This window comes from Pseudomonas hunanensis, assembly GCF_013393325.1.
Classification (GTDB): domain Bacteria; phylum Pseudomonadota; class Gammaproteobacteria; order Pseudomonadales; family Pseudomonadaceae; genus Aquipseudomonas; species Aquipseudomonas putida_P.
The window spans coordinates 1-20777 of record NZ_QJRC01000058.1 but is presented as its reverse complement, the minus strand read 5'-3'; the positions used below and the strand labels follow the sequence as shown (position 1 = coordinate 20777).

Here is a 20777-nt window from a genome sequence, read left to right as displayed (position 1 = left end):
AGTGTGCCCATGAAGATCTGGAATCGTCTCCTGTGCCTGCTGCTAACGACAACGCTAGCTGCCTGTTCGACCATCAACCCGCCAGTGCAGGCTACCAGGGCGGCGTGGATCCCCGAACAGTGGCAGGTGCGCATCAATCCACAGAGCATTGATACGGACACCCAGCGCCTGAGCCTTGTAATTCCCGGCGAGGGGCGTCTCCTGGCAGACCGGATAGCAGTCCATACGCTGCCAGACGGCACGATTGCCTGGCATGGCACTCTCATCGCTGAGAGTGCCGCCCCTGCAGCAAACGGTTCGCTCAAGGCCGCCCTGAACAGCATCATTCTGATCCGCTCCAGCAACCGAGTTAGCGGAATCATCCGCCGCGATGGCCAGGCTTACAGCCTCCTTCCCAGTGGGGATGCAACGGTACTGAGCAAGATCGACGCAGCGAAGCTGCCTCCCGACCACGATCCGTCAATACCAAGTGGGGCAATGCTCGGCCCCCGCCAACATGTCGCAATAGCGCCTTACCAGCCGGGCCATGCCACTATTCGGGTACTGGTTGTCGCTTCGCGTCAGGCTGACGAAGCCAGCGAAGACTTGAGAGCAATGGCTCATCTGGCCATCGAGGAGTCGAACCAGACCTTCGACGAAAGCGGAATCGATCTTTCGCTGGAACTTGCAGACGTGTTCCCACTGGACTACGAGCAGTCATTCAGTCCGAACTGGGATTTGGACAGGCTCATGAAGATCGATGACGGTTACATGGACGAAGTCCATGAAATGAGAGACACCTTGAAGGCCGACGTGGTGGTTTTGCTACGTGACAACGCCAACACGAGCTGTGGATTTGCCGGTGAGATCGGCGCCAGCGCCGAGACTGCATTCACCGTAGTAAACGTGCGCTGCATCGGGGTCGGGAGATTCACCTTTGCCCATGAAATCGGCCACCTTTTAGGGGGGGCACATGATAACGCAAGCGGTCCGTTTGCCTATGGCCATGGCTACGCTCATGAGCCAGCGGACGGACCAAAATTGTATACCGTCATGACCGCCTTCAGACTGGATACGGTCCGGCTACCTTACTGGTCAGACCCGCAGCGCGAGGTGGACGGTATCCGGTTGGGGGACAAGGACACCGCCGATAACCACCGTTTACTCGAAGAGCGCAAAGGGATCGTGGCGGGTTTTCGCTAACAGCTCACCACTCGCCTGGCTGACCGCTACAAAACACTCGCAAATCACGCCATCTCAGTGCATCTTTTAGCTTCTCAAGCTAAAGGATCGGCATCAGGCCATGGCGAAATGGTTAGACGGCGGCGGCTTGATGGCCGAACGCATCCGCAACCACGACTGGACACGTACCAGCCTCGGCCCGCTCGAGGCCTGGCCGGATGCACTCAAGACCACCGTGGCGCTGTGCCTGGCCTCGCGCTTCCCACAGGCCGTGTTGTGGGGCCCCGACCTGCTTACCCTGCACAACGACGCCTTCTTGCCAATCCTCGGGCAGAAACCCTTGGCCCTGGGCGTCCCCTTCCGCGAGGTCTGGCAAGAAGCTTGGGCCGACATCAGCAGCATGGCCGACCGTGCATTGGCCGGTGAAGCGGTGTACATCGAAGACTTCCCGTTGGCGATCGTGCGTAACGGCTGCCCCGAGCGAGCCTATTTCACCTTCTGCTACAGCCCGATACGCGGCCATGACGGCAAGGTGCTGGGCATGCTCGACACGGTCACCGAAACCACCGCCAGCGTGGTCACCAACCAGCGCCTGAATTTTCTCGACAACCTTGGGCGCGCCGTGACCGAGGCCAACGACCCGGACCAGATCATGGCCATCACCACCCGCATGCTGGTCGAGCACCTTGGCCTGTCCAGCTGCGCCTATGCGGTGATGGAGCCGGACCAGGATGGCTTCACTATCTGCGGCGACGCGGTGGCACCCGGTTCACCACGCCTGGTGGGCCAGTACCACCTGCATGACTTCGGCCACATGGCGGTCAGCCGGCTGCGCAGCGGCCTGGCGTTGGTGATCAACGACAACCTCCGCGAGCTGGCGGCTGACGAGGCGGCAACCTTTCAGGCCATCGGCATTACGGCCACTATCTGCATACCGCTGATCAAGGGTGGCAGGTTGACGGCGCTGATGGCCATTCATGACCGCGTGCCAAGGGTATGGACCGACTACGAGCAAGCGCTGATCGGCGAAGTGACCGAACGTTGCTGGGCGCATATCCAGCGGGTGCAGGCCAATGCCGAAGTGCGCGAGGCCATGGCAGCGCTGGAGGCGCTCAACGCCACCCTGGAGCACCGCGTCGAAGAACGTACTACCCAGTTGCTGCACACCGAAGCCGTACTGCGCCAGGCACAAAAGCTGGAAGCCATCGGCCAGCTGACAGGTGGTGTCGCCCACGACTTCAACAACCTGCTGACCATCATCCGGTCCTCGCTGCACTTTCTGCAGCGCCCCGACCTGGACGAGAAACGCCGCGAACGCTACATCAAGACCATGTCCGACACCGTGGACCGCGGCGCCAAGCTGACCGGCCAACTGCTTGCCTTTGCCCGCCGCCAGGCCCTCAGCCCGCAAGTGTTCGAGGCCGGCCCTCGGTTGGAAGCCATGGCCGAAATGCTCGACACCGCCACCGGCGCACGCATCCAGGTCGCACTGAAGCTGCCGCAGGCGCCCTGCCATATCCGCGCCGACCTCAGCCAGCTGGAAACGGCGGTGATCAACCTGATGCTCAACGGACGCGACGCCATGGCCGGCGAAGGTACGTTGCTGCTGCGTCTGCAGGCCGACCAGAGCCTGCCTGCCCTGCGCGGCCAGGCGCCGCAGCCTGGCCCGTTTGCGGCCATCTCGGTGAGCGACAGTGGTGTCGGTATTGCCAGCGAGCTGCTGGAGCGCATTTTCGACCCGTTCTTCACCACCAAGGCGCCGGGTGAAGGCACCGGGCTGGGGTTGTCGCAGGTGTTCGGGTTTGCCAAGCAGTCTGGCGGTGACGTGCAGGTGCACAGCGTTCAGGGCCAGGGCACCACCTTTACCCTGTACCTGCCACAGGAGACACCGCCCGCAGCCTTGCCGGCGGATGCCCCAAGCAGCAGCCAGGCGCAGGCGCAGGGCGAACGACGGCGAATACTGGTGGTGGAGGACAACCCTGATCTTGGCAACTTCACCGCTCAAATCCTAGAAGACCACGGCTATCGGATCAGCTATGCGCGCTCGGCGGAAGAGGCCCTGACGCAGCTGGAGGGACCGGCAGGTGACTTTGATGCGGTGTTTTCCGATGTGGTCATGCCCGGCATGGGCGGCCTGGCGCTGGCCCGTGAGCTGCGCCGCCTGCACCCACGGTTGCCGGTGATCCTCACGTCGGGTTACAGCGAGGCGATTGCCGAAGGCGGGCACCAGGGGTTCACCTTCCTGGCCAAGCCCTATTCGGCAGAACAGGTGTGCCGCCTGCTCGGGAAAGTGCTGGGCAACTGAACCCACGCTTGTGATGGGCGATCAGCGGCGCCCTTCCGCCAGCATGCGCACGGCAAGGCCAGCCAGTACCGTACCCATCAACCAGCGCTGAACCTGCTGCCACAATGGGCGACCGGCAAGGAACACGGCGATGGATCCGGCCATGATCGCGATCATGGCATTGACCGTGACGCTGATGGCGATCTGCGTCGAACCCAGTACCAGCGATTGCAACAGCACACTGCCGTGCCCCGGTTCGATGAACTGCGGCATCAGCGACAGGTACATGACGGCGATCTTCGGGTTCAGCAGGCTGGTGGCAAAGCCCATGGTGAACAACCGCCTCGGGCTGTCGGCAGGCAGGTCACGCACCTGGAACGGCGAACGACCACCGGGGCGCAGCGCCTGCCAGGCCAGGTACAACAGGTACAGCGCACCGCCGATGCGCAACGCATCGTAGGCAAAGGGTACGGCCATCACCAGGGCAGTGATGCCCAACGCGGCGCAGAACATATAGATAACGAAGCCCAGGGCCACACCGCCGAGGGAAATCAACCCGGCCTTGCGGCCCTGACAGATCGAGCGGGAAATCAGGTAGATCATGTTCGGCCCTGGGGTAAGGACCATGCCAAGGCAGATCAGGGCGAAGGTGAGCAGTTGGGTGATATCGGGCATGGGGCACATCCTTGTTGTGCATTGGGCTGCAGCGAGTTTATCCGAAGCCATCGCATACAGGTGAGTTCAGTTGATTTGCCCTGCAATCAGTCCCAAGGCTACTGCAATCATTGCCACCCCCGACACCCGCCCGACCAGTTTCGCCGCCCCTGGCCGTGTGCTCAGTACCGCCTTGGCGCCGTAACCCACCAGCGAATAGATCACCAGTGAACTGCACAGGTGCACCAGCCCCAGCAACAAGATCTGCAACGGCACCGGCCAGCTCGACTGCGGGTCGGTGAACTGCGGCAACAAGGCCAGGAACAGCAGGAACACTTTCGGGTTCAGGCCACTGACGCAAAACCCCTTGAACGCCCAGCGCGAACCCGACTCCCCCGCACCGCCCTGCCCGGCCGCCGGCAATGCCGGGCTCAGCAACAGGTTGCCGCCCAGCCATAGCAGGTAGCTGCAACCCGCCAGGGTCAGCAAGGTCAGCGCCAAGGGGTGGCCTGCCAGCAGGCTGCCGACCCCGGCCGCCACCACCAGCGTGGCCAGAAAATGCCCCGACAACATCCCCACCACCGCCGGCATCACCCAGCGCCCGCGCATGCCCGCCGAGATGGCATAGGCCCAGTCTGCACCCGGGGTTATCACGAACAGCATCGACACGGCCCAAAACGCCGTCAGCACACTGATAGCCACTTGAATCTTCCTTATCTACTGCGTTGGATGTCGAAAGATTACGGATTCCGCCCGGGGATTTTCTTTCGTATATTCCCCCTCTTCATTTATTTACTGGAAGATTCTCCCCCATGGACCGAACAGATCGAAAAATCCTTGCCGAACTGCAAAAGGATGGGCGGCTGTCGGTAACCGAGCTGGCCGACCGCGTAGGGCTCAGCCTGTCGCCCTGCCATCGGCGCTTGAAGGCGCTGGAAGAGTCCGGAGCGATTCTGGGCTATCACGCCCGCTTGGCGCCGAGCGCCCTGGGGCTGAACTTTGCCGCGTTGGTGTTCGTTACCCTGCGCGAGGTAACCCGCCAACCGGTGGCGGACTTTGAAGCGGCACTGGCGGAGATCCCGCAGATCGTCGAGGCGCAGCGGCTGTTCGGCGACCCGGATTATCTGCTGCATGTGGTGGCCAAGGACCTGCCGGCGTTTCAGAAGCTGTATGACGAGAAACTGACCAGCATTCCCAATGTGAAGCGCCTGAGTTCGACCTTGGTGATGAAAGAGGTGATCCAAGACCGGTTGTTGCCGATGTAGCCGTTTGCTCCTGTGCTGGCCCTTTCGCGGACAACCCCGCGAAAGGGCCATTACTGGCAACCATTCAGCTGCCCTGAAAATGGGCATGGTGCACCAGCAAAGCCCACCACTTGCTACGGGCAAAGGGCTCACCCCCTCTATCCCAAGCCTTCCCGCCTGCTGGCACCCTCCTTGCTACCGTCCCCCGCTTAAGCTTTTGTCAGCCTTAGGTTTTTTAAGGTTTATGGGTACATATTTACTAATTTCTCGTTATCCCCGCGCCCCGCATCATCGCTCCAACAAGAACGCGTCGCCCATCGCCGGCACGCCCCCGGGCAGCTCCCGATGCCCTACCTTGCCTTGGAGTCAGTCATGACCAGTGCAGCCAATTCGGCACCCCTGATAGAAAAACACACGATCGGCTATGTGCCCCCGCAAGACCGCCATGGAAAGGTAAGGGATCTGTTCACACTGTGGTTCGGCGGCAACATCGCGCCGCTACCCATCGTCACCGGCGCGCTGGGCGTGCAGTTGTTCCACCTGAACCTGGTATGGGGCATCGTCGCCATCCTGGTCGGCCACCTGGTCGGCGGTGTGCTGATGGCGCTGCACTCGGCCCAGGGCCCGCAAATGGGCATCCCGCAGATGATCCAGAGCCGCGCCCAGTTCGGCACCCTCGGTGCGCTGCTGGTGGTAGTGATCGCCGGCGTCATGTACATCGGCTTCTTCGCGTCCAACATCGTGCTTGCCGGCAAGTCACTGCATGGCGTGGTCGACGCCGTACCGGTACCGGTCGGCATCGTCATCGGTGCATTGGGCTCGGGCGTCATCGGCATCATCGGCTACCGCTTCATTCACGTGCTCAACCGCATCGGCACCTGGGTGCTGGGCATCGGCATCGTGGTCGGCTTCGGCTACATCTTCACCCATGTACAAAGCGACGACTTCCTCACCCGCGGCGGCTTCAACCTGGCTGGCTGGTTGGCCACCGTGTCGCTGGCGGCGCTGTGGCAAATCGCCTTTGCGCCCTATGTGTCGGACTATTCACGCTACCTGCCGGCAGATGTGAAAGTCAGCTCGACGTTCTGGACCACCTACCTGGGCTCAGCCCTGGGTTCGAGCCTGTCGTTCATTTTCGGCGCCGTGGCCGTGCTGGCGATCCCGGCCGGCATGGACACCATGGACGCGGTCAAACTGGCCACCGGCACCCTCGGCCCGATCATGCTGGTGCTGTTTCTGCTCAGCGTCATCAGCCACAATGCCCTCAACCTGTATGGTGCGGTGCTGTCGATCATCACCCTGATCCAGACCTTCGCCTACCGTTGGATCCCTACCGCCAAGAGCCGCGCCGTGCTGTCGTTGATCGTGCTGGCAGCCTGCAGCGTGGTAGCGGTGTTCGCTTCGGCGGACTTCATCGGCCACTTCGTCGACATGGTGCTGGTGCTGCTGGTGGTGCTGGTGCCGTGGACGGCGATCAACCTGATCGACTTTTATGCCATTCACAAGGGCGACTACGACATCCAGTCGATCTTCCAGGTCGATGGCGGTATCTACGGCCGTTACAACCCACAGGCGCTGATCGCCTATGCGGTGGGTATCGTGGTGCAGATCCCGTTCATGAACACACCGCTGTATGTCGGGCCGATTTCCGAGCACATCAACGGGGCTGACCTGTCGTGGCTGGTAGGGCTGGCGATTACTTCACCGCTGTACTGGTGGCTGGCCAGCCGTGACAGTGCCTACCGTCGCCGGCAGATGAGTGCCAAGTTGGCCATGGGGCACTGATTCAAACTGCACCGGCCCCTTCGCGGGTAAAACCACGAAGAGGCCGGCAGGCACAACGTGTTGTCAAAGGTTATAAGCGCGCTCATTGTGCTCCGCCAGGTCCAGCCCTTGCTCTTCTTCCTCTCGGCTGGCCCGCAACCCGATGGTCAGCTTGATGGCCGCGAGAATTACCCAGCTCACCACGAAGCAGTAAACGAAGGTGAACGCCACACCCTTCAACTGCACCAGTGCTTGCCCAATGGGCGATGCGCCTTCCACATAGCCACCCAGTGCCGGCGCGGCAAACACACCGGTCAGAATCGCCCCGACCATCCCACCCACGCCATGCAGCCCGAACACATCAAGGCTGTCGTCATACCCTAGCGCCTGCTTGAGCCGGGTCACGGCAAAGAAGCAGATGGCCCCGGTCAACACACCGATCACCAGTGCCCCCAGCGGCCCGACGAATGCGCAGGCCGGTGTAATACCCACCAGCCCCGCCAGTGCCCCCGACGCAGCACCCAAGGCAGTCGGTCGACCATGCATCACCTTCTCGGTCAGCAACCAACCGACAATCCCCGCGCAGGCCGCCACCATGGTCGCCAGCATCACCACCCCTGCCCCCTGGTTCGCGGCAAGCCCCGACCCAACGTTGAAGCCGAACCAGCCCACCCACAACAACCCCGCGCCCACCAGAGTAAAACCCAGGTTATGCGGCGGCATGGCCACCTGCGGGTAGCCCTTGCGCTTGCCCAGCATCAACGCCGCCGCCAAGGCCGCCACGCCGGAATTGATGTGCACCGCAGTGCCGCCGGCGAAGTCCAGCACTCCCCAGTTGACCATCAGTGCCCCCGGCCCGCCCCATACCATATGGGCAATAGGTGCATACACCAGCACGAACCACGCCGCCATGAACAGCAACGAGGCGGTGAACTTCATGCGCTCTGCAAAACCACCGGCAATCAGCGCTGGGGTGATGATGGCGAACGTCAGCTGAAACACCGCAAACACACCTTCGGGGATGGTGCCGACCAGGCTGTCATGGCCGATATCCAGCATCAGCGCCTTGTCCAACCCGCCGATGAAACTGTTGAAGGTGAGCTGGCCCTCGACCATGCCGGTGGTATCGACCACCAGACTGTAGCCGAACAGCACCCAGATAATGCCGATAACGCCGGCCACGGCGAACAGCTGGGTGAACACCGAAAGAAAGTTCTTGGCCCGCACCATGCCGCCGTAAAACATCGCCAGGCCGGGGATGCACATCATCAGCACGAACATCGCGGCGCAGATCATCCAGGCGGTGTTGCCGGTGTCCAGGGTGGTTTCGGCGGCAGTGGCCTGGGTGGCCAGGGCTAACAACATTACAGCGAGGGTGAGGTGCTTCATGACGTCACTCCTGTGGGAATGGTGGGTGGCTTTGGGGCTGCTGTGCAGCCCATCGCGACACAAGGCCGCTCCTACAAGGGACCGTGTAGGAGCGGCCTTGTGTCGCGAATGGGCCGCAAAGCGGCCCCCGATGCTCAACTCAATACTGCGCCTGCCCTGGCACCCAGGCAGTCCCCGCCAACGGCACCCGCGCCATCGCCGCAGCCTCCACGGTCAACGCCACCAGGTCCTCCGGGTCTAGGTTGTGCAGGTGCGACTTGCCACACGCCCGCGCCATGGTCTGCGCCTCCAGCACCAGCACCCGCAGGTAGTTCGCCAGCCGGCGCCCCGCCTCTTCCGGGTTCAGGCGCTTGGCCAGCTCGGGGTCCTGGGTGGTGATGCCGGCCGGGTCGCGGCCGTTCTGCCAGTCGTCATAGAAGCCGGCGGCCGAGCCAATCTTCTTCAGCTCACTGTCCAGACGCGGATGGTTGTCACCCAAGGCGATCAATGCCGCCGTGCCAATAGCCACCGCATCGGCCCCCAAAGCCATGGCCTTGGCCACGTCGGCACCGTTGCGAATGCCCCCCGAGACAATCAGCTGTACCTTGCGGTGCATGCCCATTTCCTGCAGCGCCTGCACCGCCTGCGGGATGGCCGGCAGAATCGGGATGCCGACATGCTCGATGAACACTTCCTGAGTCGCTGCGGTACCGCCCTGCATGCCATCGAGCACGATCACATCAGCACCCGCCTTAACCGCCAGCTTGACGTCGTAGTACGGGCGGCTGGCGCCGATCTTCACGTAGATCGGCTTTTCCCAGTCGGTGATCTCGCGAATCTCGGCAATCTTGATCGCCAGGTCGTCCGGGCCGGTCCAGTCCGGATGGCGGCAGGCACTGCGCTGGTCGACGCCGACCGGCAAGGTGCGCATGCCGGCCACTCGCTCGGTCACTTTCATGCCCAGCAGCATGCCGCCACCGCCCGGCTTGGCGCCCTGGCCCAGCACGATCTCGATGGCGTCGGCCTTGCGCAAGTCGTCGGGGTTCATGCCGTAGCGCGATGGCAGGTACTGATACACCAGGTGCTGCGACTGGCCGCGCTCTTCCGGGGTCATGCCGCCGTCGCCAGTGGTGGTGCTGGTGCCAGCGATGGTCGCACCACGGCCCAGCGCTTCCTTGGCGTTGGCCGACAGCGCGCCGAAACTCATGCCGGCGATGGTCACTGGGATTTTCAGGTGAATCGGTTTTTTCGCAAAGCGGTTGCCCAGCACCACATCAGTGCCGCACTTCTCGCGGTAGCCTTCCAGCGGGTAGCGCGACACGCTGGCCCCCAGCAGCAGCAGGTCGTCGAAGTGGGGCACGCGGCGCTTGGTACCACCGCCGCGGATGTCGTAGATGCCGGTTTCGGCAGCACGCTGGATTTCCTGGATGGTCAGGCGATCGAAAGTGGCCGACTCACGCAGTACCGGGGGAAATTGCTCGCTCATTGGAATGCTCCTGGATCAATATGCGCTGGCGTTGTCGACTTTGAAGTTGTACAGCTGGCGGGCCGAGCCGTAGCGTTTGAAATCGGCAGCCTTATGGTCCAGGCCGGCCTTGTTCAGCAGTTCCTGCAGCTCTTGCAGGTGTTCGGCGCGCATCTCTTTTTCAATGCAGTCCGAGCCCAGCGACTGCACCGCGCCCTTGACGTAGATACGTACCTCGTACAGCGAATCGCCCAGTGCATCGCCGGCATCGCCGCAGACCACCAGGCGCCCGGCCTGGCCCATGAAGCAGCTCATGTGGCCGATGCTGCCGCCTACCACGATGTCCACGCCCTTCATGGAAATGCCGCAACGGGCACCGGCGTCACCCTCGATCACCAGCAACCCACCATGGGCGGTAGCACCGGCGGCCTGGGAAGCACTACCTTTGACCCGCACCGAGCCAGACATCATGTTCTCGGCCACCCCCACACCGACATTGCCATGCACGGTGACGCTGGCCTGCTGGTTCATGCCGGCGCAGTAGTAGCCAGCGTGGCCTTCGATATCCACGGCCACGGCAGCGTTGATGCCCACGGCCAGGTTGTGTTTGCCGTCCGGGTGGGTAACCCGCCATTCCTGGTCTTGCACCTCGCCATGCAGGGACTGGTTGAGCACGCGTACCGCAGTGTTGGAAAGGTCGATCGTTTTCATGAGGTTCTCCAGGGGTTCGATGGCAAGTCAGGCGCTTTCGCGCTCCCAGACGTACAAAGTGGCCGGCGCCGGCTCCCAGACCTTTGCGTGCTCGATGCCAGGCAAGCTGGCCAGCGCCTGGTATTCCGAAGCCATGGCCACGTAATCGTCGGTCTCGGCCAGCACCGCAGGCTTGCAGGCAATCGGGTCGCGGATCACGGCAAAGCCGTTGCGGGTGCCGATGGCGAACGTGAAGAAGCCGTCCAGGTCTTCCAGCGCGCCATCCAGGGCCTGGGCCAGGCTGTCCCCCTGTTGCAGGCGCCAGGTCAGGTAGCCGGCGGCCACTTCGGTGTCGTTGTCAGTCTCGAAGCTGATGCCTTCGCGCTTGAGTTTCTGGCGCAGGCGAAAGTGGTTGGACAACGAACCGTTGTGCACCAGGCACAGGTCGGCACCGGTAGAGAATGGGTGGCTGCCTTCCATGGTCACGGCGCTTTCGGTGGCCATGCGGGTATGGCCGATGATGTGGCTGCCCTTCATCGCGGCCAGGCCGAAGCGGCTGGAAATTTCTGCCGGCAACCCCATGCCCTTGAGAATTTCGATGCTCTGCCCGGCGCTCATGATGCGCACGTCGGGCGCCAGCTCGGCCAACGCGGCACGGGCGGTGGCTTCATCGGTGTGCACTTTGAGCACAGCAGCGCTGGCGTTCTGGAACCCGTTCAGCGAGCAGCCCAGGCGGCCTTCCAACTGGCCCATCAGGGTTGCCCAGGGGTAGTCGATGTCAGCGGCCTGCAGGGTCAACTTGACCCAGCCATCGGCCACCTCGTCGCCATAGATGGCAAAGCCGGCGCTGTCCGGGCCACGGTCGGTCATGGCTTCGAGCATGGGCTCGAAGAGCTTGCCAAGCTGGGCGTGCAGCTCGGGCTTTTTCAGGTACAGACCTACGATTCCACACATGGTGATGCTCCTTACTAGGCAGTGGGCGACCGCTTTGCTGCTGGCCGCCCAAGGGATTGGGGGCGGTCAGAAGAATTCGGTGTAGCGCTGGATTTCCCAGTCGGAAACGTGCCGGCAGTACTCCACCCACTCCATGCGCTTGAGCTTGATGAACTCGTCGACGATCTCGGCGCCCAGCACCTCGCGGAACAGCGGGTCGGCTTGAAGTGCGTCAACGGCTTCCTTCAGCGATTGCGGCAGGGTTTTGATGCCGCGCGCGGCAATGTCTTCAAGGCTCAGGTTGTAGAGGTTTTCATTGCACATCTCGCCTGGCTCCAACTGGCGGTCGATGCCATCGAGGCCGGCGCCAATGATTGCGGCGGTGACCAGGTACGGGTTGCAACCGGCGTCCGGCAAGCGGAATTCCAGGCGACCATAAGGAATGCGCACCATCGCCGAGCGGTTGTTGGCCCCCCAGGCTACGAAGGCCGGGGCCCACGTCGAACCCGACAACGAGCGCCCCACCACCAGACGCTTGTAGGAGTTGACCGTCGGCGCCGCGAAGGCACACAACGCCGGGCCATGGGCCAGCAGCCCTGCAGCAAAGTGGTAGGCCAGCTTCGACAGGCCCATGCCGCTGCTGTCGGACGGGTCGTGGAACAGATTCTTGTTGGTGCTGCTGGCCAGCGACAGATGAAAGTGCATGCCATTACCAGCGCGCTTGGGGTCGGGCTTGGGCATGAACGAGCAGATCATCCCCAGGTCGTTGGCGATCTCGCCGGCGGCCATGCGGAAGAAGGTGAAACGGTCGGCCGACTCCATGGCGTCACTGTAGGTGTAGTTGATCTCGAACTGGCCGTTGGCGTCTTCGTGGTCGATCTGGTAGATGTCGAAACCCACCGGTTGCAACGCCTCGGTCAGGCGCTCGAGGAACAGCCGCGAGCGTGACAGGCCCTTGTAGTCGTAACACGGCTTGTCGAGGTTGTCGGAGGCATCCACCAGTTGCAGCTTGCCACCCTCGTCGCGGCGAAACAGGCTGAACTCGGGCTCAAGGCCGGTGTTCAGCGTCCACCCCTTTTCGGCCAGGCGCTGCACCTGCTGTTGCAACACGTGACGGCTGTCGTAGGGCCACGGCTGGCCGTTTACATGGCCCACGCATACCACGCGGCCATAACCCGGCTGCCATGGCACCGGAATCAAGGTCGTCAGGTCGCCGCGGGCCATGAAGTCCGGTCCGTGTGGCTCCATGCCCATGCCGCAGATGGCGAAGCCGGCAAAACCGGCGCCCTCTTCGGCGACCATCTTCAGGCCGGAGACCGGCACCGATTTGGTCTTCGCCGAGCCATGAATATCGACGAACTGCGCCAGCACGTACTTGATGCCGTGTTGGTCGAGCGTGCGCTGGGTTTCTGCTGGCAACATGGGTTGAACACTCCTGGGTAAGGGGCAATGATTCCGCACGAGAAAATTACTTTCCTCACAGGAATGCAACGAGCTTGCCAACTTATCCAAAGCGTTCTTTATCCAGGCCTGTACCCGCCAAGACGCCAGTACAGGCTGGGCAAAACCCAGGCAGCTTTTTATGCTCTATTTATGGGAAACTCGTTTTCTTCTGAGGAAAGAAGCGGCCACGCCGCTGCATTTCGCACTTTCCAAGTGCGAAAATATTATTCTTGAACTGAAACCGTGCAGGGCATTAGATGTCGACCGAAACCCAACCGCGCCTTCGCCTGGAGCAATACCTGGGCCTGCAGATCAAGCGCCAGCGCCAGGCCCAGTCCCTCAAGCTCGCCGACGTGGCGCGCATCGCCGGCATCAGCCAGGGCATGCTGAGCAAGATCGAGAATGCTCAGGTATCCACCAGCCTCGACACCCTAAGCCGCCTGTGCGACGTGCTGGGTATGCCGATGGCCAAGCTGTTCAGCCAATATGATCAGCCCGACGGCAATGCCCTGCTGGTAAAAGCCGGTGAAGGGCTGGAGGTGGTGCGCCGTGGCACCGAGAAGGGCCACACCTACCATTTGCTCAATCACGCCAGAGGGCCGAAGAAGCACTTCGAGGCTTACATGGTGAGCATGGACGACGCCAGCGAAGAGTTCCCGACCTTCGCCCACCCAGGCACCGAGTTCCTCCATTTGCTGGAGGGCGAACTGGTGTACCGCCACGGCAACCAGCTCTACCACATGCACGCTGGCGACAGCCTGACCTTCGACGGCGAAACCCCGCACGGCCCGGAGCAACTGGTGCAAGTGCCGATTCGCCTGCTGTCGATCATGAACTACGGCGACGAGTAGGACGGCGCTGCAAGGCAACCATCGATGTCGCGATCAGACAAGCACACGTCGCCCGCAATCGGCTGCAAAACCCTGTATACAAAAATAATACACACATCGACCAGCCCCGCGCCGTGGGCTGGACGACGTGGTAACCGCGAGTAAAACAGCCTCGCTTCACAATTCCAACGCTGTGGCGCCTTTTTGCACCGGGCAATTCGTCCGGGCTCATAACGATAAAACTCCCAGTATTAGAGACCCGCGCCGCGCCAGCCGGGAGTGTTTGCGCGCGCCACATTGTGAAGACTTGACTGCCATGATCGCGACTTCAATCCCCGTAGCCGGTGCTGCCACCGGCCACCGCAACGCCCTGTGCGTTGCCCATATTGCCGCTGTGTTGTTCGGCTTGACCGGCATTCTCGGTCACCTGATAGAAGCCGATGCCAGCATCATCACCTTCGGCCGCGCCACCTTCGCCTTCATTGCCTTGGGCTTCGTCGCCGGGCTCAAGGGGACACGCCTGCTCGATGCGCTGACCCTGCGCAACCTGCCAGTGCTGGGCCTGACCGGCGCCCTGCTGGCGACCCACTGGGTGACCTTCTTCATTGCCGTGAAAGTCGGTGGCGTAGCGGTTGCCACCCTGGGCTTCGCCAGCTTCCCGGCGTTCATCGCCATGGTCGAGCGTGGCGTGTTCGGCCAGCGCATCGGTGCGGTACAAGGTGTGCTGTTGCTGATGGTCACGGCCGGCCTGGTGCTGGTGGTACCCACCTTCGACCTGCTCGACAAAGGCACCCTCGGCCTGTTTTGGGGGTTGGGCTCGGGCCTGGCGTTCGCCTTGCTGACCGTAGCCAACCGCCGCAATGCATCGAGCATGAATGCCATGCAGGTCGCCTTCTGGCAGAACGTGGTGGTGGCCGTACTGGTGGCGCCGTTTGCCTTCACCCACCTGGGCAACACCAGCCTGGCCAGCAGCGACTGGATCAACCTGGCACTGCTCGGGGTGTTCTGCACCGGCCTGTCGCAATTCCTGTTCGTCAGGAGCCTGAAAGGGCTGGAAGCGCGCACGGCGGGCATGATCATCGCGCTGGAGCCGGTTTACGCGATCATGGGTGCCTGGTGGTTGTTTGGTGACCAGCCGAGCCTGCGTATGGCGGCGGGTGCCGCTTTGATCGTGCTGGCTACCCTTCTGGCGGCAGCGCGAAAGGCGCCAGCGGCGCAAGGCGATACCAGTCGCTGCGCGCATTGAATGTGTGTCCTGGGCGTGGCTCAACGCATGCCGTGCCTGCTTAACGAAAGCGAGAAGGCTTATTTCTGGAGTTAGCGTCGCCTAGGGGGTGGAGAAGGGGGCGCTTTTGGTGGTCCATAGCGCTCAAGCATCTCATCAAACCGGTCAATCTCCCTTTGGAAACGCACATCCCACATTGCTTTAGCTACTTCAGGCCACGCTGCCCCTGCAAGCTGCGGTCTCTCGTGCTGAGCAGCAGGAAGAGAGAAACCCTTAAGATCTCTTTTACGGACTTCGTAAGATTTAGAATTTCCGAGCCCTCGTGCGGGTTTGAAAGGTCCCACGCCCAAGACAAAAATATTCAGCTTCGCCTCATAGTGACCAACCGGCAAATGAAAAATGGGGCTACCAGCCACAAAATCCGCTGCAAACCCATCGGTTGCAAAATCGTATTTTAGGTCCCATTGAGTGTACGCATAGTGCGGAGGCTCATGCTTATATAACCGTGCAACTACGACATCCTTTTCCATCGGCCCTCGATGTATTCCCTTCGCCACTTTCCGGAAATGCAAAAGCTGTAGGTGCAAGCTTGGTGGAAAACCCTCCTTTTGCAAAATATTGATATCCAAGGTCGTTTGAGGGTTCACGTGCCCCCTGGACGTATTCCTGGAAGACCCAGAAGGATCAACATAATTCATAGGATCACCAGAGCAATAGGCATACGCATTTATCCCCCCGCCACCAAACGGGCTTAAAAAATCAGGACGGGTAAAACGGCAGATTGAAGGGCTGTACAGACGCCGACCATTTCCTAGCGGATACAAGCCACTTATCGTGTCAAACCACTGGCCGGCGAATCCGACAATGGGCGAATATTGTGATTTACCGGAAAAGCCGTAAGGTGTATAGGATTGACCATAAGTCGGGCGATTCTGGATACCAGCATTTCGAAGGTTGCATCTCATCTAGGCTACTCCAGATTTCAAGCATCGAATGCCTCCACCTTAAATAGATACGGGGGCTTTGAACACTGGCGTTTTTGACAGGTTACTTGGTTATATCGACCCTCGTGCTGGCGCTATCAGGTAGCAGACTTCGGCAACTGGCCGCACGTCTCCCACCGGTTACAGAAACATCTTCAAGGTGAATGGACTTCACCCGCTCCTGCCCCTTGCATATCAACACACAATTCAAGGAACCGCGAAGCCGCCCGCGACGGTGTAGCCGCATGCGGCACCAGTATGGAAAACCGCCGCACCAGTGCCTGGGGCGCCACCTGCAACCTGTGCAGCGCCCCATCCTCATGGCGGATGGACATCGCCGACACAAAACCAACCCCCATCCCCGCACGCACCGCCTCCTTCACCCCTTCCACCCCGGCAATCTCCAGCGCTACGCGCATCGCTACACCATCACGGGCAAATGCCCGCTCGACGATCTGCCGCACCCCCGAGCCGCTCTCGCGCAGCACCAACGGGTAGGCACCCAGCGACGCCAAGGCCTGCTGGTCACTGCCAGCCAGCGGATGACCACTGGGCACGATGGCAACGATCTCGTCCTCCCGCCAGGCCGTCACTGCCGTGCCCAAGGGCAACTCCTGCCCGGGCGGCCCTTCGATCAGGGCGATGTCGACACTGTCCAGCGCAGCGACGATTTCCGCCGTGTTGCCGTGCGATGTCGTCACCAGCACCTCCGGGTGGCGGGCATGGAAGTCGGCAATCAGGTAAGGCAGCAGGTAGCTGGCGGGTGTGGTACTGGCACCGATACGCAAGGTACCGCGCTCCAGGCCACGCATGGCCTCGCGCAATGCCTGGGCCTGGCGGAAGGTTTCGCGCAGGCGCTCGGCATGGGCCAGCAACTGCTCGCCGGCTGCCGTCAACCGCACACCACGGCCGGCACGTTGATAGAGCGGTTCGCCAAAGGCCTCCTGCAACAGCTTGAGCTGGCCGGACACCGCCGGCTGCGACAAGTGCAAGGCCTGGGCTGCATGGCTGATGTTGCCGTGCTCGGCAACGGTGGCGAACGTTATCAGCTGTTCTGGGGTCATGAATTAAAAATATCAGCTATTCGGATATTTGCCATCCTAAATTACGATTTTTTATAAGCTTATAACCAGATTAACGTAGGCCTTGTCGAAACACTTTCCGGAGGACTCACATGGCCACGGTTCCGTCCAACCCTGCCTTTGCCCCTACCCTCTCCACCCGAGGGCGGCTCAATGGCATCCTGTTCGTCGCGCTGTTCGCGCTTGCAGTCACTCAACTGGCTGCCCTGCCCGCCATCGCCAACCTGGGCATCAGCCCATTGATCGTCGGTATCGTCGCCGGTGCACTGTATGGCAACGCGCTGCGAGACGGTGTACCGGCAAGCTGGGCGGCTGGTATCAACTTTTCCGCTCGCGGCCTGTTGCGCATCGCCGTGGCATTCTTCGGCCTGCGGGTAAGCCTGCAGGAAATTGCCGAGGTCGGCTGGTCGGGGCTCATCGTGTCGGTGCTGGTGGTGTCCAGCACCCTGCTGATCGGCCTGTGGTGCGGCATGAAAGTATTCAAGCTGGACCGCGATACTGCCTTGCTGACCGCCGCCGGCAGCGCCATCTGCGGCGCCGCCGCCGTGCTGGCATTCGAATCGGCGCTGCGCAGCGCCCCGCATAAAAGCGCCATGGCGGTCGGTAGCGTGGTGCTGTTCGGTACCTTGTCGATGTTCCTTTACCCACTGGCGATCAACGCCGGCTGGCTGCACCTTGACACCATGGGCGCCGGGCTTTTGCTGGGCGGCACCATCCACGAAGTGGCGCAGGTGGTCGGCGCGGCCAGCAACGTCAGCCCCGAGGCCACGCACATCGCCACCATCGTCAAGATGACCCGGGTCATGCTGCTGGTGCCGGTGCTGTTGGTGGTGGGCCTGTGGATCAGCCGGTCGCGCCAGGCCGGCCTGGCGCAGGGCAACGGGCGCATCGCCATGCCTTGGTTCGCCTTCGGCTTCCTTGCCCTGGTGCTGGTCAATTCGCTGCAAGTGCTGCCCGGCAGCGTGACCCATGCGGTCAACAGCCTGGACACCTTTGCCTTGACCATGGCCATGACCGCGCTGGGGATGGAGACGCGCTTCAGCCAGATCCGCCAGGCCGGGCCAAAAGCGCTGGCTACCGGGGCGATTCTTAACCTGTGGCTGGTCGGGGGTGGTTTGGCGATTACCCTCGGTGTGCAGAAGCTGTTGGGATGATTCAAGACCGAGTCGCCCGCTTTGCAGGCGACTCGGTTTCAAGCTTTTTCCACGCCCCCCTCGTTGCCGTCCACATTTCTCGGTATGGTGTTGTCAAAGAAGGATGTTTTACCCGCACAGGAAAGACTTAGATGCCTCAACGCAATGTCATCAATGCATCCGTCAGCCCCAAAGGCAGCCTGGAAACGCTGTCACAACGTGAAGTGCAGCAACTGAGTGAAGTCGGTACCGGTAGCCTTTACACCCTGTTCCGCCAGTGCGCCCTGGCCATCCTCAACACCGGCGCCCATGTCGACAATGCCAAGACCATCCTTGAGGCCTACAAGGACTTCGAGGTCAGGATCCACCAACAAGACCGTGGCGTGCGCCTGGAGCTGCTCAATGCGCCGGCCGATGCCTTCGTCGATGGCGAAATGATCGCCAGCACCCGCGAAATGCTGTTCAGCGCCCTGCGCGACATCGTCTACACCGAAAGCGAGCTGGCCAGCCAGCGCATCGATCTGGAAAGCTCCCAGGGCATCACCGATTACGTGTTCCACCTGCTGCGCAACGCGCGCACCCTGCGCCCGGGCGTGGAGCCGAAGATGGTGGTGTGCTGGGGCGGCCACTCGATCAGCACCGAGGAATACCAGTACACCAAGAAGGTCGGCCACGAGCTGGGCCTGCGCAAGCTGGATGTGTGCACCGGCTGCGGCCCTGGCGTGATGAAGGGGCCGATGAAAGGCGCCACCATCGCCCACGCCAAGCAACGCATGCACGGCAGCCGCTACCTGGGCCTGACCGAGCCAGGCATCATCGCCGCCGAGGCACCCAACCCGATCGTAAACGAACTGGTGATCCTGCCGGACATCGAGAAGCGCCTGGAAGCCTTCGTGCGTGTCGGCCATGGCATCATCATCTTCCCCGGCGGTGCCGGTACGGCAGAGGAGTTCCTCTACCTGCTGGGCATCCTCATGCACCCGGACAACCAAGGCCTGCCCTTCCCTGTGGTTCTCACCGGCCCGCGCAGTGCCGAGCCGTACCTGCAACAGCTGCACGCCTTCGTCGGCGCCACCCTGGGTGAAGCAGCGCACCGCCTGTACGAGATCATCATCGACGACCCGGCGGAAGTCTCCCGGCACATGGTCGAAGGGCTCAAGGCGGTGAAGCAGTTCCGCCGCGAACGCAACGATGCCTTCCACTTCAACTGGTTGCTGAAGATCGAGGAGAGCTTCCAGCGCCCGTTCGATCCGACCCACCAAGCCATGGCCGAACTGGACCTACGCCGCGCGCTACCGCCCCATGAGCTGGCAGCCAACCTGCGTCGGGCGTTTTCCGGCATCGTCGCCGGCAACGTCAAGGACAAAGGCATCCGCCTGATCGAGGAACACGGGCCCTATCAGATTCACGGCGACAGTGCCGTGCTGGACCCACTGGGCCGGCTGCTGCAGGCGTTCGTCGACCAGCACCGCATGAAATTGCCCGGCGGCGCGGCGTACGTACCGTGCTACCAGGTGGCGACCTGAGCGTCCCTTTCTGAAATGTAAGTTTGCCGTCATGCCCCTGTGGGTTGGCCATCGATAGCCTGAGTGCCGAGATGACTGACCTACAGAGGTTCGAGGATGAAAGCCTTATTTTCTGGCGGCGCATTGCTGCTAGTGCTGACTGGCCAGGCGCTGGCCTTTTCCGATGACCGTACCGAGCAGCAGCTGGCTGAACACCAGCAGGCGGTTTTGGCGTATGCGGCCAAGGCGGGCAAGCCGATGCCGACGGTTGAGGACTATCGCTACGGCATGAAACTGGATATCGCCAGTGTCGTGCGACAGTCCGGTGACCCACGAACCTGCACCGTAACGCCGAAGCTGATGACTTTCGAAGACAGCCAGGGGCGCTTGCAGACCATTCGCTACAGCGCGCAGTCGCAGTGCATCAACAACAAGTAAATACAACCGCCGCATCGTACATGTTTTGATCTTGATCTTGATCTTGATCTTGATCTTGATCTTGATCTTGATCTTGATCTTGATCTTCGCGACTTCAGGAGGCCGAGCGCAGGCCTTGCGGAGGGAGGTGACGGGCATGGATGCCCGTCAAGCGCTGGGCCCCAGGATGGGGCCTGCAGCGCGGTCCTCCCGGGAGCAAGGCCGGAGTGAGGGGACCCCGGAGCGCAGCGTAGGGGCCGGATGATGGGAGCGCAGCGTTTTTTGGTTACTTTTTGTCGCGTTTGACAAAAAGTGACTCGCCGTAAGGGCGAAAAGGTGAGTCAGTGTCGCCATCGCAAACGGACTGTTCGCTGAGTCAAAACAGACAAATTCTGCTTCTTGCTTCTTGCTTCTTGCTTCTTGCTTCTTGGATGTGGGCCTTCACACCAAGTAAACATTCATTCACGCAGGTGGCGCAAAGTCACCTTTCCGCCCTTACGGCGGGTCCCTTTTTGTCGTGGCAAAAAGGAACCAAAAACCGTCCGCTCCCATCATCCGGCCCCTGCGCTGCGCTCCGGGGTCCCCTCGCTCCGGGC

The 20777-nt window shown here is 61.7% G+C and carries 18 protein-coding genes; 9 read left to right on the top strand and 9 right to left on the bottom strand.

Annotated features, from left to right (window positions below):
- Positions 1-9: 9 nt before the first annotated feature.
- A complete protein-coding gene (locus DM807_RS00855) occupies positions 10-1182 on the top strand; it encodes a zinc-dependent metalloprotease family protein (RefSeq protein WP_179026953.1) in 1173 nt (390 codons plus the stop codon).
- A gap of 100 nt (positions 1183-1282) precedes the next feature.
- Positions 1283-3466, top strand: coding sequence for a GAF domain-containing hybrid sensor histidine kinase/response regulator (locus tag DM807_RS00850; RefSeq protein ID WP_012271905.1), 2184 nt, complete (start codon positions 1283-1285; stop codon positions 3464-3466).
- Between the two features lie 21 nt (positions 3467-3487).
- Here the strand turns inward: DM807_RS00850 and DM807_RS00845 are convergent, their stop codons facing one another.
- Positions 3488-4120, bottom strand: a complete 633-nt coding sequence (locus DM807_RS00845) for a LysE family translocator (protein ID WP_012271904.1) — start codon at positions 4118-4120, stop codon at positions 3488-3490.
- Positions 4121-4186: 66 nt separating this feature from the next.
- Complete coding sequence (locus tag DM807_RS00840) at positions 4187-4801, bottom strand: LysE family translocator (RefSeq protein WP_071984371.1); 615 nt, start codon at positions 4799-4801, stop codon at positions 4187-4189.
- 110 nt (positions 4802-4911) lie between these two features.
- On the opposite strand from DM807_RS00840, the gene DM807_RS00835 reads away from it, so the two are divergent.
- Positions 4912-5364: an Lrp/AsnC family transcriptional regulator gene (locus DM807_RS00835; protein WP_012271902.1), complete on the top strand. Its 453-nt coding sequence runs from the start codon at positions 4912-4914 to the stop codon at positions 5362-5364.
- Between the two features lie 351 nt (positions 5365-5715).
- Positions 5716-7128 (top strand): purine-cytosine permease family protein, encoded by a 1413-nt coding sequence (locus tag DM807_RS00830; RefSeq protein WP_071984370.1) that lies wholly within the window; start codon positions 5716-5718, stop codon positions 7126-7128.
- A 63-nt stretch (positions 7129-7191) separates the two neighbouring features.
- Here DM807_RS00830 and DM807_RS00825 read toward each other — a convergent pair whose 3' ends face one another.
- The 5 genes from DM807_RS00825 to glnT all read right to left on the bottom strand — a co-directional run bounded on the left by DM807_RS00825 (position 7192) and on the right by glnT (position 12985).
- A complete protein-coding gene (locus DM807_RS00825; protein WP_069943343.1) occupies positions 7192-8496 on the bottom strand; it encodes an ammonium transporter in 1305 nt (434 codons plus the stop codon).
- Positions 8497-8635: 139 nt separating this feature from the next.
- Positions 8636-9961, bottom strand: a complete 1326-nt coding sequence (locus tag DM807_RS00820; protein ID WP_012271899.1) for an FMN-binding glutamate synthase family protein — start codon at positions 9959-9961, stop codon at positions 8636-8638.
- A gap of 15 nt (positions 9962-9976) precedes the next feature.
- Positions 9977-10651 carry a GltB/FmdC/FwdC-like GXGXG domain-containing protein gene (locus DM807_RS00815; protein WP_012271898.1) on the bottom strand — a complete coding sequence of 225 codons (675 nt, stop codon included), beginning with the start codon at positions 10649-10651 and terminating at the stop codon, positions 9977-9979.
- 27 nt (positions 10652-10678) lie between these two features.
- Entirely contained in the window at positions 10679-11584 is a 906-nt protein-coding gene (locus DM807_RS00810) for a class II glutamine amidotransferase (protein WP_012271897.1), read from the bottom strand.
- Between the two features lie 66 nt (positions 11585-11650).
- On the bottom strand, positions 11651-12985 hold the full coding sequence (gene glnT, locus DM807_RS00805; RefSeq protein WP_179026952.1) for a type III glutamate--ammonia ligase: 1335 nt from the start codon (positions 12983-12985) through the stop codon (positions 11651-11653).
- Positions 12986-13263: 278 nt separating this feature from the next.
- Here glnT and DM807_RS00800 point away from each other — a divergent pair, with 278 nt between their 5' ends.
- Both DM807_RS00800 and DM807_RS00795 read left to right on the top strand, forming a co-directional pair.
- Positions 13264-13857, top strand: a complete 594-nt coding sequence (locus tag DM807_RS00800) for a helix-turn-helix domain-containing protein (protein WP_012271895.1) — start codon at positions 13264-13266, stop codon at positions 13855-13857.
- A gap of 295 nt (positions 13858-14152) precedes the next feature.
- Complete coding sequence (locus DM807_RS00795) at positions 14153-15082, top strand: DMT family transporter (protein WP_012271894.1); 930 nt, start codon at positions 14153-14155, stop codon at positions 15080-15082.
- Positions 15083-15153: 71 nt separating this feature from the next.
- On the opposite strand, the gene DM807_RS00790 is transcribed toward DM807_RS00795, so the two are convergent.
- Positions 15154-16026, bottom strand: coding sequence for an RHS repeat-associated core domain-containing protein (locus tag DM807_RS00790; RefSeq protein ID WP_179026951.1), 873 nt, complete (start codon positions 16024-16026; stop codon positions 15154-15156).
- Positions 16027-16199: 173 nt separating this feature from the next.
- Positions 16200-17108, bottom strand: a complete 909-nt coding sequence (locus DM807_RS00785) for a LysR family transcriptional regulator (RefSeq protein WP_012271892.1) — start codon at positions 17106-17108, stop codon at positions 16200-16202.
- Between the two features lie 110 nt (positions 17109-17218).
- Here DM807_RS00785 and DM807_RS00780 point away from each other — a divergent pair, with 110 nt between their 5' ends.
- From DM807_RS00780 to DM807_RS00770, 3 genes are all read left to right on the top strand, one after another.
- The gene (locus tag DM807_RS00780; RefSeq protein ID WP_179026950.1) at positions 17219-18280 is read left to right on the top strand and encodes a YeiH family protein; all 1062 of its coding nucleotides are present in this window, start codon (positions 17219-17221) and stop codon (positions 18278-18280) included.
- Positions 18281-18411: 131 nt separating this feature from the next.
- The gene (gene ppnN, locus DM807_RS00775) at positions 18412-19785 is read left to right on the top strand and encodes a nucleotide 5'-monophosphate nucleosidase PpnN (protein ID WP_012271890.1); all 1374 of its coding nucleotides are present in this window, start codon (positions 18412-18414) and stop codon (positions 19783-19785) included.
- 96 nt (positions 19786-19881) lie between these two features.
- Positions 19882-20202 (top strand): DUF2790 domain-containing protein, encoded by a 321-nt coding sequence (locus tag DM807_RS00770; RefSeq protein ID WP_060515666.1) that lies wholly within the window; start codon positions 19882-19884, stop codon positions 20200-20202.
- The last annotated feature ends 575 nt before the right edge of the window (positions 20203-20777 follow it).

What these genes read in the sequence shown, in the direction of transcription:
- DM807_RS00820 (WP_012271899.1), bottom strand. Translation starts at nt 9,961, where the DNA reads ATGAGCGAGCAATTTCCCCCGGTACTGCGTGAGTCGGCCACTTTCGAT.
- ppnN (WP_012271890.1), top strand. Translation starts at nt 18,412, where the DNA reads ATGCCTCAACGCAATGTCATCAATGCATCCGTCAGCCCCAAAGGCAGC.
- DM807_RS00810 (WP_012271897.1), bottom strand. Translation starts at nt 11,584, where the DNA reads ATGTGTGGAATCGTAGGTCTGTACCTGAAAAAGCCCGAGCTGCACGCC.
- DM807_RS00800 (WP_012271895.1), top strand. Translation starts at nt 13,264, where the DNA reads ATGTCGACCGAAACCCAACCGCGCCTTCGCCTGGAGCAATACCTGGGC.
- DM807_RS00830 (WP_071984370.1), top strand. Translation starts at nt 5,716, where the DNA reads ATGACCAGTGCAGCCAATTCGGCACCCCTGATAGAAAAACACACGATC.
- DM807_RS00770 (WP_060515666.1), top strand. Translation starts at nt 19,882, where the DNA reads ATGAAAGCCTTATTTTCTGGCGGCGCATTGCTGCTAGTGCTGACTGGC.
- DM807_RS00780 (WP_179026950.1), top strand. Translation starts at nt 17,219, where the DNA reads ATGGCCACGGTTCCGTCCAACCCTGCCTTTGCCCCTACCCTCTCCACC.
- DM807_RS00785 (WP_012271892.1), bottom strand. Translation starts at nt 17,108, where the DNA reads ATGACCCCAGAACAGCTGATAACGTTCGCCACCGTTGCCGAGCACGGC.
- DM807_RS00845 (WP_012271904.1), bottom strand. Translation starts at nt 4,120, where the DNA reads ATGCCCGATATCACCCAACTGCTCACCTTCGCCCTGATCTGCCTTGGC.
- DM807_RS00815 (WP_012271898.1), bottom strand. Translation starts at nt 10,651, where the DNA reads ATGAAAACGATCGACCTTTCCAACACTGCGGTACGCGTGCTCAACCAG.
- DM807_RS00825 (WP_069943343.1), bottom strand. Translation starts at nt 8,496, where the DNA reads ATGAAGCACCTCACCCTCGCTGTAATGTTGTTAGCCCTGGCCACCCAG.
- DM807_RS00795 (WP_012271894.1), top strand. Translation starts at nt 14,153, where the DNA reads ATGATCGCGACTTCAATCCCCGTAGCCGGTGCTGCCACCGGCCACCGC.
- glnT (WP_179026952.1), bottom strand. Translation starts at nt 12,985, where the DNA reads ATGTTGCCAGCAGAAACCCAGCGCACGCTCGACCAACACGGCATCAAG.
- DM807_RS00835 (WP_012271902.1), top strand. Translation starts at nt 4,912, where the DNA reads ATGGACCGAACAGATCGAAAAATCCTTGCCGAACTGCAAAAGGATGGG.
- DM807_RS00850 (WP_012271905.1), top strand. Translation starts at nt 1,283, where the DNA reads ATGGCGAAATGGTTAGACGGCGGCGGCTTGATGGCCGAACGCATCCGC.
- DM807_RS00790 (WP_179026951.1), bottom strand. Translation starts at nt 16,026, where the DNA reads ATGAGATGCAACCTTCGAAATGCTGGTATCCAGAATCGCCCGACTTAT.
- DM807_RS00855 (WP_179026953.1), top strand. Translation starts at nt 10, where the DNA reads ATGAAGATCTGGAATCGTCTCCTGTGCCTGCTGCTAACGACAACGCTA.